A 17,278-nucleotide genomic window follows, 5' to 3' on the forward strand; every position below is an offset into this window, starting at 1 on the left:
CGTCGCCGCCAATGCGCGTATCGCACCGACTGCCAGTATTGGCCCTTGCTGCGTGATCGAGGACGGTGCGGTCATTGAGGACGGCGCCGTTCTCGGCCCGCACTGCATCATCGGCACCGATTGCACCGTGGGCGCCTATTCACGGCTAGTCGCCCGGGTCACCCTGGTTACCCGCGTAACGCTGGGCAAACGGGTGTTGATCCACCCCGGCGCGGTGATCGGTTCGGATGGTTTTGGCCTCGCCTTTGACCGCGACCACTGGATCAAGCTGCCGCAACTCGGTGGCGTGCGCCTTGGCGACGACTGTGAAATCGGTGCCAATACCACCATCGACCGCGGTGCCCTGGATGACACCGTGCTGGAAGAAGACGTCAGGCTGGATAACCAGATTCAAATTGCCCATAACGTGCATATCGGCGCACATACCGCGATGGCGGGCTGTGCAGCCGTCGCCGGCAGCGCAAAAATCGGTCGCTACTGCATGATCGGCGGCAACGCCGGCGTGCTGGGGCATCTAGAACTGGCTGACCGCGTTACCATTACCGCCAAGAGTCTGGTCACGCACTCAATTCGCGAACCTGGCGAGTATTCATCGGGCGTACCGTTGCAAGACAATCGCCAATGGCGCCGCAACGCTGCCCGTTTCAAGCATTTGGATGAGTATGTGCGCCGACTGTCGGCGCTGGAGAGGGATAGTAAAGATGAATGAACAAACCACGCCCTTCCACCTGCCGGTGAACGTGGAACAGATTCAGCAGCTGCTACCGCACCGCTATCCGTTCCTGTTGGTCGACCGGGTGATTGAGATCGTGCCCGATCAGAGCGTGGTGACGTTGAAGAACGTGACCATCAATGAACCGTTTTTCCAGGGGCATTTCCCTGGCCATCCGGTCATGCCAGGCGTGCTGATCGTGGAGGCCATGGCGCAGAGCGCCGGTTTGCTGACCCAGATCAGCGGCCGCATGAAAGGCAATAACGGCAGCCCGCTGTTCTATCTGGCCAAGGTAGACAATGCCCGCTTCAACGCCGTCGTGGCGCCGGGCGATCAGTTGCGCATGGAAGTGTCGCTCAAGCGATTGCTGCGCAGCATGGGCCTGTTCCACGCCCGCGCCCTGGTCGATGGCAAAGAGGTCGCCAGCTGTGAGCTGATGTGCGCAGCGAGGTCTGATAAATGATCCATCCCACCGCGCTGGTTGATCCCACCGCCGTTATCGGCGCCAACGTCAGCATCGGCGCTTATAGCGTGATCGGCGCCGGTGTAGAAATCGGCGAAGGCACAGTTATCGGCCCGCACGTGGTGATCGAAGGCCCGACCAAGATCGGTCGCGATAATCGCATCAGTCAGTTCGCCTCGCTGGGCGGCCCGCCGCAAGACAAGAAATTTGCCGGCGAGCATACCGAACTGGTGATCGGCGACCGCAACCTGATCCGCGAATTCGTCACGATCAATCGCGGCACCGGCGACGGCGGCGGTATTACCCGCATCGGCAACGACAACTGGCTGCTCGCCTACGTGCACATCGCGCACGACTGCCAGATCGGTAACCACATCGTGTTCTCCAATTACTCGGCATTGGCCGGACATGTGGATATCGGCGACTGGGTGATCATGTCCGGGTTTTCCGGCGTGCATCAGTTCTGCAAGGTCGGCGCTCACGCGTTTATCGGCATGGGCTGTCTGGTCGGTTCCGACGTGCCACCGTTCGTGATGATGGCGAACGAGCAGCGAGGCCGTCCGCGCGGCATCAACAGCGAAGGCATGAAGCGCCGTGGTTTCGAGGCACCGCGTATCGCTGCGATCAAGCGCGCCTACCGCACCTTGTACATGGCGGGATTGACCTTGGCAGATGCGCGCGAGCAATTGGCGGCACAGGCACAAGAAAGCGAAGACGTACGCGCCATGCTGGATTTCCTCGACACCAGCGAACGAGCACTGGTCCGATAAGCCGCAGGGCTTACCAGAGCATCAAACACACGCTTTGCGATCAGCGGGAGACATCGATATGCAGGCCAACGAAGTCTCCACACGTACACCCCTGATTGCCGTGATCGCCGGAGAAGACTCCGGCGATCAACTCGGTGCCGACCTGATCGCCGCCCTGCGCCAACGCTATCCGGCCGCGCGCTTTGTCGGCATCGGCGGCGCTCGTATGCAGGCTCAGGGTTTCGAATCCTGGTACGAGATCCGCGAGCTGTCGGTCATGGGTTTTGCCGAGGTGGTAAAGCATTTGCCGCGACTATTGCGCCTGCGCAAATCGCTGGTTGCGCGCTTGCTTGAGGCACGCCCGGATATCGTCGTCGGCATCGACGCCCCCGACTTCAACCTCGGCGTAGAACAACGAATCAAACTGGCCGGCATTCGCACCGTACATTACGTAAGCCCTTCGGTCTGGGCATGGCGTGAGCGGCGCGCAGAGAAAATTGGCCACAGTGCCGACCGCGTGCTCTGCCTGTTTCCGATGGAGCCGCCCATTTACGCCAAACACGGTATCGATGCGCGCTTTGTCGGCCACCCCTTGGCGGATCGCTTCGCGCTGGTCTCCGACCGGGTTGGCGCCCGCGATATTCTGCAATTGCCGCAAAACGTGCCCGTGCTGGCGGTGCTGCCTGGCAGCCGCCCGTCCGAGCTGGAACGTCTGGGCCGCATTTTTATCGATGCCGCAAGCCAGGTCGCCAGTGCCTTGCCGGGGTTACGACTCGTGATTCCGGCCGCCAACCCGCAGGTTTATGCCAGCCTGAAAACCATGCTCGCCAATCAGCAGGGGGCAGATGCTCCGCTGCTGCTGGAAGGACACGCTCATGAGGCCATGCTGGCCGCCGATGTCGTGCTGCTGGCATCGGGCACCGCTACCCTCGAAGCGATGCTGGCGAAGCGGCCGATGGTGGTGGGCTATCGCGTTGCGCCGATGAGTTATCGCATCGCACGTGCCTTGAAAATGCTCAAGACCGATGTCTACGCGCTGCCTAATATTCTTGCTCGCGCCTGCGGCATGGGCGATGCCTTGCTGGTCCCGGAGCTGATGCAGGACAACTGCACCGCCGACAAACTCGCCGCGGCCACCCTGGAGCTGTTCCACGACAGTGAACGGCGCGGGCATATCGTGGCGGCCTTTGAGCAACTGCATCAACTGCTGCGCGGTGAACTCGAAGGACAAGCCGGCGCTCGCGCCGCGGCGGCCATCGCGGAACTGATCGATGGATAAGCCAGCGCCAATACATACCGAACAACAATTTGTGGCCGGTGTCGACGAAGCCGGGCGCGGTCCATTGGCTGGCCCGTTGACGGTCGCCGCAGTGATTCTCGACCCACTAAGGCCGATTGCCGGGCTTAACGACTCCAAGAAGCTGAGTGAGAAAAAGCGCGAGGCGCTGTATCCGCAAATTATCGAGCGTGCTCTCGCCTACTGCATCGTGGTGGTGGCGCCAGAAGAAATCGATCAACTGAATATTTTCCAAGCCACGATGACCGGCATGAGCCGTGCCGTCGCCGGCCTTACGCCCAGCGCCCGCACAGCACTGATCGACGGCAATAAATTGCCGAAAGACCTGCCCTGTCCTGGCCAAGCCATTGTCGGCGGCGATGCCTTGGAGCCGGCTATCAGCGCGGCCTCGATCCTGGCCAAGGTCACTCGCGACCGGTTAATGGTCGCGCTGGAGCAAACGCATCCAGGTTATGGCTTTGCCATCCATAAGGGCTATCCCACGCCGGCCCATCTCTGTGCGCTAAAACAGCTGGGCCCCTGCCCAGAGCATCGGCGCAGCTTTGCACCGGTGCGACAGCTGCTGGATCAAGCGCAGCTGTTCTAAGAACCTGTTCACAAGCATCATTGGGGCCAAGATCCTGCGACACGGGTATGCCGTATGGCCCAGGTGTTTCCGGCCATACCGGCATAGCATCGCTATACCCCGCTGGCGTGGCTTTTGATGACGCTGGTCCAGCGGGTCCGGAAGCCTTTCGTGGCCCCCCGCCATTCAACACCGCGCTGCAACCCTTCCGGTGACAACAGCATCTCAAGCAGGTGCAAGCGTGTCGCCCCGCTGATCCGGCGACACACTATCCAACAGCAGGGATGCATCGAGTTGACGCCCCCGCGTTAACAGTCCGTGACATCGCGCTCATTCACCCCCAGGAGACGCGCCATGAAACTGAATCCCCGACCGCCTCACCGACCCGTATCAAAACCAGATAGCGCCACCGAAACACCGACCTTATCGCCGGTGAAGCCGCCGCCCACCGAACATGTCGACTACGATCGTCGCCGGCTTGCCGTCGAGCATTTCGATCATTACATCGACGCACTACCCGACGAGAACGAGCGGTTCCGCGTGCACTGAGCTGGCGCTATCCAGGCTTTTATTTAGACGCTCGGCGAAGACGGCTATGACGGAAGCCGTAACCGATGTAGATCAACATGCCCACCGCGGTCCAGCCGGCCAGCAAAAGCCAGTTTTCCTTATTCATTTGCAGCAGCAAGAACAAGCAGACCACGACACCTAGGGTGCAGGTCACGGGCGCTGCCGGCACGCGAAAACCGCGCGGCAGATTCGGGTGGGTACGACGCAATACCAAGACGCCGATACATACCGTGGAGAAGGCCAGCAGCGTGCCCATGGACAGCAGATCGCCAAGCAGGCTTAGTGGAAACACCGCCGCCAGCAGACCGCCGACCAACCCCACCAGCAAGGTCGTGCGGTGCGGGGTGCGGTGCTGTGCATGCACCGCACCAAAGAAGCGCGGCAGCAGGCCATCGCCCGCCATGCTGTAGAGAATACGCGATAGGCCCAAGTGCATGACCAGGATGACCGAGGTCAGGCCGGCAACCGCGCCCACCTGGGTCAGCAGCTTGAGCCAGGCCAACTGCGGATGGGCCGCCAGCGCGGTGGCCACCGGCTCGGCCGTAGCCAATTGCGGATACGGCACCAAGCCGGTGAGCACCGCCGCAACGATGATGTACAGCACCGTGCAAATCGCCAGCGAGATCAAAATACCCATCGGCACATTGCGCTGCGGGTTGCGGGTTTCCTGCGCTGCAGTCGCCACCGCGTCAAAGCCGATATAGGCAAAGAACACACTGGTTGCCGCGCGAAACACCCCGCTCCAGCCGTAGTGGTCGCCGCCCTGGTTGGCCGGCATGTAGGGGGTCCACAGCGCCGGGTCGACATACTGCAGCCCAAACACCACGAACAACAGCACCACGATCACCTTCAGCACCACCACCATGCTGGCAAACAGCGTGGATTGCTGGGTGCCGCGATACAGCAAGCCGGTCAGCGCCGCCACGACGAGCACGGCGGGCAAATTGAACCAGGCACCGGTCACCGCCAACTGGCCGTCTTTAAAGCTCAGCGGCGCGTGGGTCAGCACATCGGGTATCTGCAAGCCCAGACTGTGCAACAAGCCCACGCTATAGCCCGACCAGCCCACCGCGACCGAAGACACCGCCAGCAGATATTCCGCCACCACGTTCCAGCCGATAAACCAGGCCAGCAATTCGCCGAAGGTGGCATAGGCGTAGACATAGGCGCTGCCGGATACCGGCAGCATCGCGGCGAATTCGGCATAGCTCAGTGCGGCCAGGGCAGCGGCCAGGCCAGCAATCACGAAAGACAGCGTAATGGCCGGGCCGGCATGCTCGGCGGCGGTCTGCCCGGTGATGACGAAGATGCCGGCCCCGATGACTGCCCCCACCCCCAAGACGATCAGCTCTTTCAGCCCCAGCGTGCGCTTGAGCGAGTTGTCGGCCGACAGCGACGACTCAACAGGTTTGATGGCAAAAAGTGAACGGAGCAACGACATGGGGCGAAACCGGTGAAGGCCACGGTATGCGGCACAAGACCCTGAACCTTGCCAGCCAGCGCCAGTGCTGGCAACCGTCAAAAGCCACACAAGTCAATCTTGCTCACTGCAGGGGCTGCCAGTAGCCTTCACCTACTCACCGCGTGAGTCCGCATGTCTGTCCCTGAGCCTGTTCAATATCTCCCCGTGGCTTGCGCCGGGATCTGTTCGCGCGCAGTCCAAGGAAGAACGAGAAAGCGTATGTCGATACGTGACCGCGTGATGACGCCGGCTGCTGGGCTAACAGGCTCGGTCCGAAGGGTTGTCGCTGAGCGGCCGTCATGCGGCAGCACCCGACCTGGCCTGACCGCCAGTCTGCCACGCCATCCCGCACTACCACCTGACAGCCGCTCAACCGTAACGCGGGCCATGAGGACATATTGAACAGGCTCTTCGCCCACCTCCATCTGCACAGCGAGTATTCGCTGGTCGACTCGACCATTCGCATCAAGGCGATGGTCGAAGCCTGCGTGCGCGACGGTATTCCCGCGGTCGCGCTGACCGACGAGAACAACATGTTCGCGCTGGTGAAGTTCTACAAGGCGTGCAGTGCCGCTGGCATCAAGCCGATCGGCGGTTGCGACCTGTGGATCAGCGCGCTGGACGACCCACGCCCCTGGCGGCTCAGCCTGCTATGCCAGAACCGCGACGGTTATCTCAATCTCTCGCGACTGGTCTCACGCGCCTGGCGCGAAGGCCAGCACAGCGGACGGCCATTGGTCGATGCCGGCTGGCTCAGCCCCGATGCGACGGCCGGGTTGATCGCCTTGCTGGGCCGGGAAAGCGAAGTCGGCCGTATCGCCATGAACCAAGGCTTCGAAGCGGCCTTGCTCAAACTGCGCCCGCTGACCCGCTTGTTTCCGGACCGGCTGTACCTGGAGCTGACCCGTTGCGGCCGCGAAGGCGAGGAAACCTGGAACGCCGTGGCGCTGGCGCTGGCCGCCGAACTCGAGCTGCCGGTGATCGCCAGCAATGATGTGCGCTTCCTCAAGCAGGACGACTTCGAGGCACACGAAGCTCGCGTATGCATCAACCAGGGCCGCGTGCTGGCCGACCCCAAGCGGCCGCGCGATTACAGCGACCAGCAATACCTGAAATCACCCGAAGAGATGGCCGTGTTGTTCGCGGACGTCCCCGAGGCGCTGGAAAACACCATCGAGCTGGCCAAGCGCTGCAACCTCGAACTGAGCTTTGGCACTTATTACCTGCCCGACTTTCCGGTGCCACAAGGCCATGACCTGGCCAGCTATATCCGGGAAATCTCCCGCGAAGGCATGCGCGAACGGCTGGCGGCCGCCCCGCTGGCGGCCGGACGCACCCTCGCCGACTACGAAGCGCGTTTAGAGCGCGAGCTGGACGTGATCATCGAGATGGGCTTCCCCGGCTACTTTCTCATCGTGGCGGACTTCATCAACTGGGGTAAGGAAAACGGCATTCCCGTAGGCCCGGGGCGCGGTTCGGGCGCAGGCTCGCTGGTGGCCTGGGTACTGAAGATCACCGATCTGGACCCACTGCAATTTGAGCTGCTGTTCGAGCGATTCCTGAATCCCGAACGCGTGTCGATGCCCGACTTCGACATCGACTTCTGCATGGATCGCCGCGACGAGGTGATCGACTACGTCGCGCGCAAATACGGCCGTGACCACGTCAGCCAAATCATCACCTACGGCTCGATGGCGGCCAAGGCGGTACTGCGCGACTCCGGCCGCGTGCTCGGCATGGGTTACAACGCGGTCGACAAGATCGCCAAGCTGATCCCACCGCGGCCGCTGGATCTCACCTTGTCCGATGCGCTTGGCCGCTCGGAGAAATCCAAGAAAGAAACCGATCGCGTCGTCAAGGAATTCTGCGACCTGTACGAGCAGGACGAGGAAGCCAAATCGCTGGTCGACCTCGCGCTCAAACTGGAAAACCTTACCCGTAACGCCGGCAAGCATGCCGGTGGCGTGGTAATCGCGCCGACCCCACTGACCGACTTCGCCCCGCTGTACTGCGAACCCGGCGGCGGCGGCGTGGTGACGCAATACGACAAGGACGACGTCGAGGCGGTCGGCCTGGTCAAGTTCGACTTTCTCGGCTTGCGCACGCTGACCATCATCGATTGGGCAGTGAAGGCCATCAACGTGCGTCGCGAGGCTGCCGGTGAGCCGCTGCTGGATATTTCGCAGCTACCGCTCAACGACCCGGCGCCGTATGAACTGCTGAAAAAAGCGCAGACCGTCGCGGTATTCCAGCTGGAATCGTCCGGCATGCAACGCAAGCTCAAGGACGCCAAGCCCGACCGCTTCGAGGACATCATTGCGCTGGTGGCCTTGTACCGCCCCGGCCCGATGGACCTGATCCCCAGCTTCGTCGCCCGAAAGCATGGCCGCGAAGCGGTGGAATATCCCGACCCGCGCGTCGAGCCGATCCTGAAAGAGACCTACGGCATCATGGTCTACCAGGAGCAGGTGATGCAGATGGCGCAGATCGTCGGCGGTTACTCGCTCGGCGGCGCCGACTTGCTGCGCCGCGCGATGGGTAAAAAGAAACTCGAAGAAATGGCCAAGGAGCGCGCCAAGTTCCGCGAGGGCGCCGCCAAAGACGGACTGACCGGCGACAAGGCCGATTCCATCTTCGACTTGATGGAAAAATTCGCCGGTTACGGTTTCAACAAATCGCATGCCGCCGCTTATGCGCTGGTGTCCTACCAGACCGCCTGGCTGAAAGCGCACTACCCCGCCGAATTCATGGCGGCGACGATTTCGTCGGATATGGACAACACCGACAAGGCGGTGACCTTTCTCGACGAATCGCGGGCGATCAACCTCAAGGTGCTGCCGCCGGATGTGAATGCCTCGGCCTTCATGTTCGTCGCGGTCGAGCCCAAGGTGATTCGCTACGGCCTGGGCGCCATCAAAGGCGTCGGCCAAGGCGCTTGCGAGGCCATCGTCGACGAACGCATCAAGGGCGGCGACTACAAAGACCTGGCTGACTTCTGTCGCCGCGTCGATGCGGGCAAGCTCAATCGCCGGGTACTGGAAGCACTGATTCTTTCGGGCTCCCTGGATAAGCTGGCCCCGACCCGCGCCAGCCTGATGCTGCAATTGCCCAACGCCATCAAGGCGGCCGAACAGCACCTGCGCGACAAGCAGTCCGGCCAGAACGACATGTTCGGCGCCATGATGTCGGATGCGGGCAGAAGCAGCGTCGCCCCGGTGCTGCAGATCGATCTACCGACCGTGCCGGAATGGCCGCTGGAACAAAAACTGCAAGGCGAGCGCGATACGCTCGGTCACTACTTGTCCGGCCACCCCACCGACCCCTGGCGGGAAGAGCTGGCGCAGTTGTCGACTTGCCCGCTTGGCGAAATCAGCGATCGCTATCAGCCGCCGAAACCGCGCAAGAACGACGACGATAGCAACCGCTTCCGGCGTGGTCCCGATACCCCGTGGACCGTCGCCGGCATGGTCACTGGTGTGCGCAAACGTGGCGAGAGCGACGCCTTCGTTCGGCTGGAAGATGGCACCGGTATCATCGAAGTGAGTTTTTTCGGCGAGCTGTACCAGCAAATCGCCCCGCTGCTGACGCGCGACGAGATGCTGATCGTCGAAGGCGGCCTGCGCATCGACGACTTCTCCGGCGGTGGTTTTGCCCTCAGGGCCAAAACGGCCTACACCCTGGGCGATGCCTGCCGTCGTTATGCAAGGCTGCTGCAACTGAAATTGAACGGTATTGACATCGGATTTATCGAAGATCTACGCCATGCGCTAACCGGCTACCGCGGCGGCCGCGCCACCGTGCTGCTACACGGCTTTCACAACCAGAACGCCCAGGCCGATCTCGAGCTCAGTGAAGAATGGCGCGTCGATGCCATTCCGGAGCTGCTGCGCACCGTGCGCGGGATCCCTGGCGTACAGGCGGCGAAGCTGCGGATCGTCAAGCAGCAAGGGGATTGAGGGAACGGGGAACGGGGAACGGGGAACGGGGAACGGGGAACGGGGAACGGGGAACGGGGAAGAGCTTAAAGAACACAAGCGCAAGAGCAACAAGAGCAAGCACTAAGGCAACGTAAAGCCAATAAGAACGCGGCGCCACCACAGTCACTCGAATTTCACGTTCCCCGTTCCCCGTTCCCGAATCCCCGCTCCCCGCCCTCCCCCATACGCCTCCGTTCTCGCGCTCACCCGCGTGCCGCTATACTGCCCCGCTTCTGTGCCACGAATAACTGCGAATGAACCCCAACTTCCTCGATTTTGAACAACCTATTGCCGAGCTGGAAGCGAAAATCGAAGAGCTTCGTCACGCCAGCCACGGGCAGGCGTTCAATATCGACGAAGAGGTTCGCCGCCTGCGCGAAAAGCTGAAAACCAAAACTGCCGAGATCTTCCGCAATCTCAACTCTTGGCAGACCACTCAGCTTTCACGCCATCCGGCGCGGCCCTATACGCTCGATTACATCGGCGTGATCTGCGAAGAATTCCACGAGCTCGCCGGCGACCGCGCCTATGCGGACGACGGCGCCATCGTCGGTGGCCTGGGCCGGATCAACGGCCGCTCGGTGATGATCATTGGCCACCAGAAAGCACGCGATACCAAGGGCAAGCTCAAGCGCAATTTCGGTATGCCGCGCCCCGAGGGTTATCGCAAGGCGCTGCGCCTGATGAAGATGGCCGAGCGTTTCAAGCTGCCACTGTTTACCTTCATCGACACCATGGGCGCCTACCCCGGCATTGGCGCGGAAGAGCGCGGCCAGAGCGAGGCGATTGCCCGCAACCTGCTGGAAATGTCCGAGCTGAAGGTACCGATCATCTGCACCGTGATTGGCGAGGGCGGCTCCGGCGGCGCGCTGGCCATTGGCGTGGGTGACCGCACGCTGATGCTGCAGTACTCGACCTACTCGGTGATTACCCCCGAAGGCTGCGCCTCGATCCTGTGGAAAAGCGCCGATAAAACCAAGGATGCCGCCGAGGCCCTGGGCATGACCGCACCGCGGCTGCTGGAACTGGGCCTGATCGACAAAATGGTGCGCGAGCCGCTTGGTGGCGCCCATCGCAATCCGCAGTCGATGGCGATACGCCTGAAGGCCGTCTTGCTCAATCAACTCGACGAACTCGAAGCCATGCCGACGCCGGACCTGCTGGAGCAACGCTATCAGCGCCTGCGTCGCTACGGCGCCTACCAAGGGTAACCAGCACATTGACTGGCGTGCGTGGTATCGATCATCTGAACCTGCGCGCGCCGGCTGAGTTGATCGAGCGGCTGCGCTCGTTCTATATCGACTTGATCGGCTTGCGTGATGGCCCGCGCCCCACGTTCCGATCCGGCTCGCGCGGCTATTGGCTGTATGCCGGCGACAGCCCGGTCATGCATTTGACGATCAGCGATGACGGCGATGCTCAACCGCGCTCTACCGGCTGGCTGAGCCATTACGCCTTCGAATGCAGCGATCTGGCTGCAACACGCGCCCGGCTCGACGCCGCCAAGGTGCGTTATGAAACAGATGTAGTCGATGCCATCGGCCAGATACAGCTGTTTCTGCTTGACCCGGCTGGCGTCGAGGTGGAACTGAATTTCCGCTTGAGCGAATAAGGCCATTTTCTTGGCTTTAGACATGGGTCGCCCACGTCGCTCCACCCGGCCCGGTTGAAGCCACCGCCTTTACCGCGGCATGTGGCTGCGCGATCGACGTGTCGATTCCAACGATGCCCGCTCGTCGTACTCCATAGGAGCCGACACATCACAAGCCTATGGCTTCTGCCACAACCAACGGTTCAGCCATCTTTTCATGCCGTGGGTACACTCGCTCGAAAGAGCCTCGGTGTGCCTGACTATCTTCCGAGAGATTTCTTATGACGCAGACTCAAAGTACGTCTCCCATGCCGACTACATCGGCCGCTGCCACCGCACACGCTCAACACCGCTGGTTTGCGCTGATCGTGCTGTGCCTTGGCGTGTTGATGATCGTGCTCGACACCACCATCGTTAACGTCGCGCTGCCCTCGATCAAGACCGACCTGCTGTTCTCCGAAACCTCATTGGCCTGGGTGGTCAATGCCTACATGCTGACCTTTGGCGGGTTTCTATTGCTCGGCGGCCGCCTAGGCGATCTCTATGGCCATCGGCGATGGTTTTTGATCGGCATTGCATTTTTCACGCTGGCGTCCCTGGCCTGCGGCCTGGCTCAGGCGCAGGGCTTTTTGATTGCCGCACGCGCGCTCCAGGGCCTGGCCGCCGCGGTGGTCACCGCGGTCGCCTTGTCGCTGATCATGGATTTGTTTACCGAACCGGCCGATCGCGCCAAGGCCATGGGCGTCTATGGCTTTGTCTGTGCCGGCGGCGGCAGCCTTGGCGCCATGCTCGGCGGCCTGCTGACCAGCACCCTCAGCTGGCATTGGATTTTCCTGGTCAACCTGCCGATTGGCATCGCCGTGATTACGCTTTCGCTGAAACTGTTGCCCAGCACGCTTAACCAGCATGCTTCGCGGCAATTGGATGTCGCTGGCGCCATCACGGTGACCAGCTCGTTGATCCTGGCGGTGTATGCCATCGTCAACGGCAATGAAATAGGATGGACGTCTATTCGCACACTCAGTCAATTGTTCATCGCCGCGATCTTGTTGCTGGCGTTTCTTGTCATCGAGGCGCGGGTGCAGGTGCCACTGATGCCATTGCGCATGTTCCGGCTGCGCAATGTCACCGTCGCCAACATGGTCGGCGTGCTGTGGGCCGCAGCCATGTTCGCCTGGTTCTTTCTCTCCGCCCTGTACATGCAACTGGTCCTCGGCTATTCGCCATTGCAAGTCGGGCTGGCTTTCCTGCCGGCCAACCTGATCATGGCGGCCTTCTCGCTAGGCATCTCCGCCAAACTGGTGATGCGCTTCGGGATTAAAAAGCCGCTTGCCTATGGCCTGCTTCTGGCCGCCATCGGCCTGCTGCTTTTTGCACGGGCGCCAGCCGATGGACGATTCATCGTCGACATACTCCCTGGCATGCTGCTGCTCGGCCTGGGTGCCGGCATCGCATTCAACCCGGTCTTGCTCGCTGCGATGAGCGACGTGGCGCCTACTGAGTCAGGTCTGGCCTCTGGCATCGTCAATACGTCGTTCATGATGGGTGGCGCGCTGGGCCTGGCGGTGCTGGCCAGCCTGGCGGCCTCGCGCAGTGAAAGCCTGCTAGCCGCCGGGCAGCCCCAGCTTGCCGCGCTCAACAGCGGCTATCAGGCCGCGTTTCTGGTCGGCGCGGTGTTCGCTGCACTGGGCGCCGCGCTGGGCGCTTTATTGCTTCGCACAAGAGGTGCGGAAACCGCCGGTGAAACCCTATCCGCCAGCCATTAAACCATCGCCATCACCGCCGATCACATGCGCAAAACATCCGCTTTACACCGAATAAATGAAACATTGAGGATGCTGTAACGCTCGGCCACGGTGCATGCCGGAAACGCTGCAAACCCGCGTCGTCATACCAGGCTCTCTTGCGCGGGCCCGCCCGAGATATCGATGGACTGGCTTACTGACCCAACTCGTATGGAGGGGTTTCAGATGGCACATTCCGTGTTTCGAAAATCGATCTACCGATACATTGCGGCAACCCTGGTCACGACGAGTCTTGCCGCAAGTGCTCTCTACACCGTCCCGGCCAATGCGCAGGACGGTTACGGCCATATCCTTATCGCCGATCAATTCAATAACCGCGTCATCGAGGTCGATCGCTATTCGCATCGGGTGCTATGGCATTTCGGCAACGGCTCCGATCTACCCGGCCCGCACAGTGTCGTCGGTACCAACGATGCCGAACGTATCGGGCCGTTTACCCTGATCTCGGGCACTGGCACGCCGCCGGGGTTTCCGGGCTGCTCCGACACCGTCAATGGTTGCCCGGACAACCGTGTGCTTATCGTCGACCGCCACGGCGACATTCTCTGGCAGTACGGCCAGGCAGGTATCACCGGTGCCGGCCCGAACCAGCTGAATACGCCGGTGCATTCGCTGTTTCTGATCAACTTCCCGTATCACCCTGGTCCGCATGTATTGATTACCGACCAGGGCAACCAGCGCATCATCCTGGTCAATCTCAATCATCAAATCGTCTGGCAGTACGGCACCACGGGCATGATCGGCAACGGGCCAAACCAGCTGAGCAATCCCAATAGCGCCGAGGTACTGGAGAACAACCACATTCTTATCGCGGACGAAAACAATAACCGGGTCATTGAGATCAAACCCAACTCGCAGCTCGTCAAACAATTCACCGCTCTCGGCACAGTGAGCGGTGCGGCTTTTGCAAGCCGCCTGTCCAACGGCAACACGCTGATTACCGACTCGAACAATAATCGCATCGTCGAAGTCGACGGCAATGACCAGGTGGTCTGGCAGTATTTCACCAATACCGATGCCGGCAGCAACCCGGCACCGCTGCCAACGCGAGCCGTTCGATTGCGCAATGGCGATACCTTGATCAGCGACCAGTTCAACAACCGCGTCATCGAGGTCAATAAGTCCGGGCAAATCGTCTTCCAGCAAGGCGCACTCAACGCAGCAGGCAGCGGTTTCAACCAGCTCAACGGCCCTTACGATGCCAAGATCATTGGCGATTTCACCGGGCTGACACCGCCGTTCGATTTCTGACAGCACTATTTTCAACGGCAGCAGCCTCGCAACCACGCTTGCAGCGCAAAGCCCCGCGTCATCGCGAGGCTTTGCTTTGCCCCGGCGCGCAGCCGATGACAGGCGCGGTACCATCAGCGCAGCTTTCCACTGCGGACCCCACCATGGCCCACGAGCCGACCACCAAGCTTGCTGTGCTGATCGATGCCGACAACGCACAGCCGTCGATTGCCGAAGCACTTTTGGCTGAGGTCGCCAAGTACGGCACCGCCCATGTCAAACGCGCCTACGGCGATTGGACCAGCACCCACCTGAAAGGCTGGAAAGAGCAATTGCTGACCCAGTCGATCCAGCCGATTCAACAGTTCGGCTATACCAGCGGCAAGAACGCCACGGACTCAGCGATGATTATCGACGCGATGGATTTGCTCTATTCCGGCCGCTTCGATGGCTTCTGCATCGTCTCCAGCGACAGTGACTTCACTCGCCTGGCAGCACGCATTCGCGAATCGGGATTAATCGTCTACGGCTTCGGCGAACGCAAAACGCCCGACCCCTTTGTCGCCGCCTGCGACAAATTCATCTACACCGACATCCTGATCGCCAAACCTGACGAAGAACAGCCACTGAAACCGCGCAGCGCCGCGCAGCTGAAGCAAGACAGCGGCCTGGCCAACTTGCTGCGCAATGCGGTTGAGGCCGCTTCGGACGACGACGGCTGGGCCGGCCTCGGCGGCGTCGGCTCGATCATCACCAAGCAGCGGCCCAATTTCGATGCGCGCAGCTATGGCTACGGCAAGCTCAGCGAATTGATCGCGGCAACTACCTTATTTGAAATGGATCGGCGCAGCCCAGGCGATGGCCGTCCGAAAGTGATTTACGTGCGTAATAAATCGAAGAAAACCGCTACCCGTGAATAAAGCAGACGCGCTGACCGACACCTTGCAGCAAGCCCTGCTCGAGCACCCCGATGGCGCACTCTGCGTGGCCTATAGCGGCGGCCCTGATTCCACCGCCTTGCTGCACGCGTTGGCGGCATTGCCAGAGGCGGGTGCGCGTGGCTTGCGCGCGCTGCATGTCGATCACGGCCTGCATGCGGATAGCCCGCAGTGGGCCGAACATTGCCTGCGCGTGTGCCGCGAACTCGACGTCCGCTGCGAGGTATTGCGGGTTGAGGTTGAGATCGACTCTGGCCTGGGCACTGAGGGCGCGGCACGGCATGCGCGCTATACCGCACTGGCAGCGCAACTCGGCGACGGCGAACGGCTGCTGCTCGGCCATCACGCCGGCGATCAAGTCGAAACCGTCCTGCTCAAACTGTTGCGCGGCGCAGGGCCCGAAGGCCTTGGCGGCATGCGCGCGCTGCGCCCCTGTGGCCGTGGACTGCTTTGGCGCCCGTTGCTGGGTTTGTCTCGTGAGCAATTAAGCCACTACGTCGAGCGGCATAGGCTGCGCTGCATTCAAGATCCATCCAATACCGATAGCCGGCTCGCCCGCAACTACCTGCGCCATGACATCCTGCCGCGCCTTGCCCAGCACTGGCCACAGGCCGCCGTGTCGATACAGCACAGCGCGCGGCTCAGCCGCGATGCTGCCGATGCCTTGCAAGCGCAGTGGCTTACCGCGCTGGACACCTTGCGAGATCCGCTTACCGACAGCCTGGACGCCGCCGCATGGCAGGCGCTGTCGCCGGGGCTGCGTGAGCCGTTGCTGGACTACTGGCTGCATAGCCGCGGCCATCCGGCGCCTACAGCACGGCAACGGGCCCAGATCGAGCTGCAGCTGAATGCCAGCGCCGAACGCATGCCCTGCATCAGCTGGACCGGCACCGAGCTGCATATCTGGCGCGGGCGGCTGTGGGCGCACTCGCCGCTGCCAGACTTTGATCCGGGCTGGGAGTCGCCCTGGCTAGGCGCTCCCCTGCCGCTACCCGACGGCGGCCTGCTTACGCTCACTAACTCAGCCACAGCCCTGCCCCAGCCCCTTACAGTGCGCTTGCGCCAGGGCGGTGAGCGCATCAAGCCGGCCGGCGATGCACACACTCGTGGCCTGCGCGATCTGTTTCAGCTGGCGGCTATTCCGCCATGGCAACGCCCGGCCTACCCTTTGCTTTACGCCGGCAACGAGTTGATCGCGGTGGCCGATCGCTGGATCAACGAACAGGGCAAGGCCTTGTTCGAGGCCATCGGCGGCTATCCGCATTGGTCCTCGGCGCATCGCCAACTCACCCAAACCCCCGCTGGATAATCGCGATCAAGTCATCTTTGCAGCAGCTGCGGCACTCGTACGGATTGATTCCCTACGGGTGCTGCGTTAGCTTTGCGCCCCATGGCCAAGCCCGCCCCTGTTGAAACCGCTCCCGCCGCCGATTTCGAGCACTCGCTAGACGAGCTCGAACAGCTTGTAGCGCGCATGGAAGGCGGCGAGATGAGCCTGGACGATTCGCTCAGCTCGTTCGAGCGCGGCATCGGTCTCTATCGCCACTGCCAGCAGGCGCTGGAAAAAGCCGAGCTGCGCGTGCGTTTGCTGCTCGATCCCGAAGCCCCCGATACTGCCGAACCGTTTGAATCCGATCTCTGAGCTTGGCCCGGCACTGCAATCGCTAATCGTTCGCGCTGATCGAGCGCTGAGCCAGGCGTTACCTGCCGAAGACCTGCCCCCCGCCTCCCTGCATCGCGCCATGCGCTACGCCGTCCTTGGCGGCGGCAAACGGCTGCGCCCACTGCTGGTCTATGCCGCCGGGTATGCGCTGGGCGAGCAAGGGCCGCCACTGGACGCACCCGCCTGCGCGGTCGAGCTGATTCACGCCTACTCGCTGGTCCATGACGATTTGCCGGCGATGGACGACGACGCCATG

Annotated in this window: 16 protein-coding genes; 15 read left to right on the forward strand and 1 reads right to left on the reverse strand. The window is 61.7% G+C overall.

Going from position 1 to position 17,278, the window contains the following annotated elements; genetic code table 11:
* The 6 genes from lpxD to OUZ52_RS18430 all read left to right on the forward strand — a co-directional run.
* On the forward strand, positions 1-709 hold a 709-nt coding region (gene lpxD, locus OUZ52_RS18405), incomplete at its 5' end, for a UDP-3-O-(3-hydroxymyristoyl)glucosamine N-acyltransferase (protein ID WP_266159990.1).
* Complete coding sequence (gene fabZ / locus OUZ52_RS18410; RefSeq protein ID WP_266159991.1) at positions 702-1,175, forward strand: 3-hydroxyacyl-ACP dehydratase FabZ; 474 nt, start codon at positions 702-704, stop codon at positions 1,173-1,175. The genes lpxD and fabZ, both read left to right, overlap by 8 nt.
* Positions 1,172-1,945: an acyl-ACP--UDP-N-acetylglucosamine O-acyltransferase gene (gene lpxA, locus OUZ52_RS18415; RefSeq protein WP_266159992.1), complete on the forward strand. Its 774-nt coding sequence runs from the start codon at positions 1,172-1,174 to the stop codon at positions 1,943-1,945. Before fabZ ends, lpxA begins: the two co-directional genes overlap by 4 nt.
* 58 nt (positions 1,946-2,003) lie before the next feature.
* Positions 2,004-3,203, forward strand: coding sequence for a lipid-A-disaccharide synthase (gene lpxB, locus OUZ52_RS18420; protein ID WP_266159993.1), 1,200 nt, complete (start codon positions 2,004-2,006; stop codon positions 3,201-3,203).
* Positions 3,196-3,807: a ribonuclease HII gene (gene rnhB, locus OUZ52_RS18425; RefSeq protein WP_266159994.1), complete on the forward strand. Its 612-nt coding sequence runs from the start codon at positions 3,196-3,198 to the stop codon at positions 3,805-3,807. Before lpxB ends, rnhB begins: the two co-directional genes overlap by 8 nt.
* A 333-nt stretch (positions 3,808-4,140) precedes the next feature.
* Complete coding sequence (locus tag OUZ52_RS18430; protein WP_266159995.1) at positions 4,141-4,335, forward strand: hypothetical protein; 195 nt, start codon at positions 4,141-4,143, stop codon at positions 4,333-4,335.
* Between the two features lie 19 nt (positions 4,336-4,354).
* Here OUZ52_RS18430 and OUZ52_RS18435 read toward each other — a convergent pair whose 3' ends face one another.
* Entirely contained in the window at positions 4,355-5,797 is a 1,443-nt protein-coding gene (locus tag OUZ52_RS18435; protein ID WP_266159996.1) for an amino acid permease, read from the reverse strand.
* A gap of 419 nt (positions 5,798-6,216) precedes the next feature.
* Here OUZ52_RS18435 and dnaE point away from each other — a divergent pair, with 419 nt between their 5' ends.
* From dnaE to OUZ52_RS18480, 9 genes are all read left to right on the forward strand, one after another.
* Positions 6,217-9,774, forward strand: a complete 3,558-nt coding sequence (gene dnaE / locus OUZ52_RS18440; protein WP_425493878.1) for a DNA polymerase III subunit alpha — start codon at positions 6,217-6,219, stop codon at positions 9,772-9,774.
* A 275-nt stretch (positions 9,775-10,049) separates the two neighbouring features.
* Positions 10,050-11,006 carry an acetyl-CoA carboxylase carboxyltransferase subunit alpha gene (locus tag OUZ52_RS18445; RefSeq protein WP_266159997.1) on the forward strand — a complete coding sequence of 319 codons (957 nt, stop codon included), beginning with the start codon at positions 10,050-10,052 and terminating at the stop codon, positions 11,004-11,006.
* 17 nt (positions 11,007-11,023) lie between these two features.
* On the forward strand, positions 11,024-11,407 hold the full coding sequence (locus tag OUZ52_RS18450; RefSeq protein WP_323135373.1) for a VOC family protein: 384 nt from the start codon (positions 11,024-11,026) through the stop codon (positions 11,405-11,407).
* Positions 11,408-11,694: 287 nt separating this feature from the next.
* Positions 11,695-13,152: a DHA2 family efflux MFS transporter permease subunit gene (locus OUZ52_RS18455; RefSeq protein WP_266159999.1), complete on the forward strand. Its 1,458-nt coding sequence runs from the start codon at positions 11,695-11,697 to the stop codon at positions 13,150-13,152.
* Positions 13,153-13,356: 204 nt separating this feature from the next.
* Entirely contained in the window at positions 13,357-14,442 is a 1,086-nt protein-coding gene (locus OUZ52_RS18460; protein ID WP_266160000.1) for an NHL repeat-containing protein, read from the forward strand.
* A gap of 143 nt (positions 14,443-14,585) precedes the next feature.
* Positions 14,586-15,341: an NYN domain-containing protein gene (locus OUZ52_RS18465; RefSeq protein ID WP_266160001.1), complete on the forward strand. Its 756-nt coding sequence runs from the start codon at positions 14,586-14,588 to the stop codon at positions 15,339-15,341.
* On the forward strand, positions 15,334-16,668 hold the full coding sequence (gene tilS / locus OUZ52_RS18470) for a tRNA lysidine(34) synthetase TilS (RefSeq protein WP_323135372.1): 1,335 nt from the start codon (positions 15,334-15,336) through the stop codon (positions 16,666-16,668). The genes OUZ52_RS18465 and tilS overlap by 8 nt, the downstream gene beginning before the upstream one ends.
* An 81-nt stretch (positions 16,669-16,749) precedes the next feature.
* Entirely contained in the window at positions 16,750-17,001 is a 252-nt protein-coding gene (locus OUZ52_RS18475) for an exodeoxyribonuclease VII small subunit (RefSeq protein ID WP_266160002.1), read from the forward strand.
* Positions 16,985-17,278 (forward strand): polyprenyl synthetase family protein (locus tag OUZ52_RS18480; protein ID WP_266160003.1); only part of this gene is annotated, 294 nt, incomplete at its 3' end. The genes OUZ52_RS18475 and OUZ52_RS18480, both read left to right, overlap by 17 nt.

The sequence above is a fragment of the Dyella silvatica genome (assembly GCF_026283955.1).
GTDB lineage: Bacteria > Pseudomonadota > Gammaproteobacteria > Xanthomonadales > Rhodanobacteraceae > Dyella_C > Dyella_C silvatica.

Excerpts from the sequence above, each read along its gene's own strand:
- OUZ52_RS18465 (WP_266160001.1), top strand. The coding sequence starts at position 14,586 with ATGGCCCACGAGCCGACCACCAAGCTTGCTGTGCTGATCGATGCCGAC.
- rnhB (WP_266159994.1), top strand. The coding sequence starts at position 3,196 with ATGGATAAGCCAGCGCCAATACATACCGAACAACAATTTGTGGCCGGT.
- OUZ52_RS18460 (WP_266160000.1), top strand. The coding sequence starts at position 13,357 with ATGGCACATTCCGTGTTTCGAAAATCGATCTACCGATACATTGCGGCA.
- OUZ52_RS18445 (WP_266159997.1), top strand. The coding sequence starts at position 10,050 with ATGAACCCCAACTTCCTCGATTTTGAACAACCTATTGCCGAGCTGGAA.
- OUZ52_RS18430 (WP_266159995.1), top strand. The coding sequence starts at position 4,141 with ATGAAACTGAATCCCCGACCGCCTCACCGACCCGTATCAAAACCAGAT.
- lpxA (WP_266159992.1), top strand. The coding sequence starts at position 1,172 with ATGATCCATCCCACCGCGCTGGTTGATCCCACCGCCGTTATCGGCGCC.
- OUZ52_RS18455 (WP_266159999.1), top strand. The coding sequence starts at position 11,695 with ATGCCGACTACATCGGCCGCTGCCACCGCACACGCTCAACACCGCTGG.
- lpxB (WP_266159993.1), top strand. The coding sequence starts at position 2,004 with ATGCAGGCCAACGAAGTCTCCACACGTACACCCCTGATTGCCGTGATC.
- OUZ52_RS18475 (WP_266160002.1), top strand. The coding sequence starts at position 16,750 with ATGGCCAAGCCCGCCCCTGTTGAAACCGCTCCCGCCGCCGATTTCGAG.
- fabZ (WP_266159991.1), top strand. The coding sequence starts at position 702 with ATGAATGAACAAACCACGCCCTTCCACCTGCCGGTGAACGTGGAACAG.
- OUZ52_RS18435 (WP_266159996.1), bottom strand. The coding sequence starts at position 5,797 with ATGTCGTTGCTCCGTTCACTTTTTGCCATCAAACCTGTTGAGTCGTCG.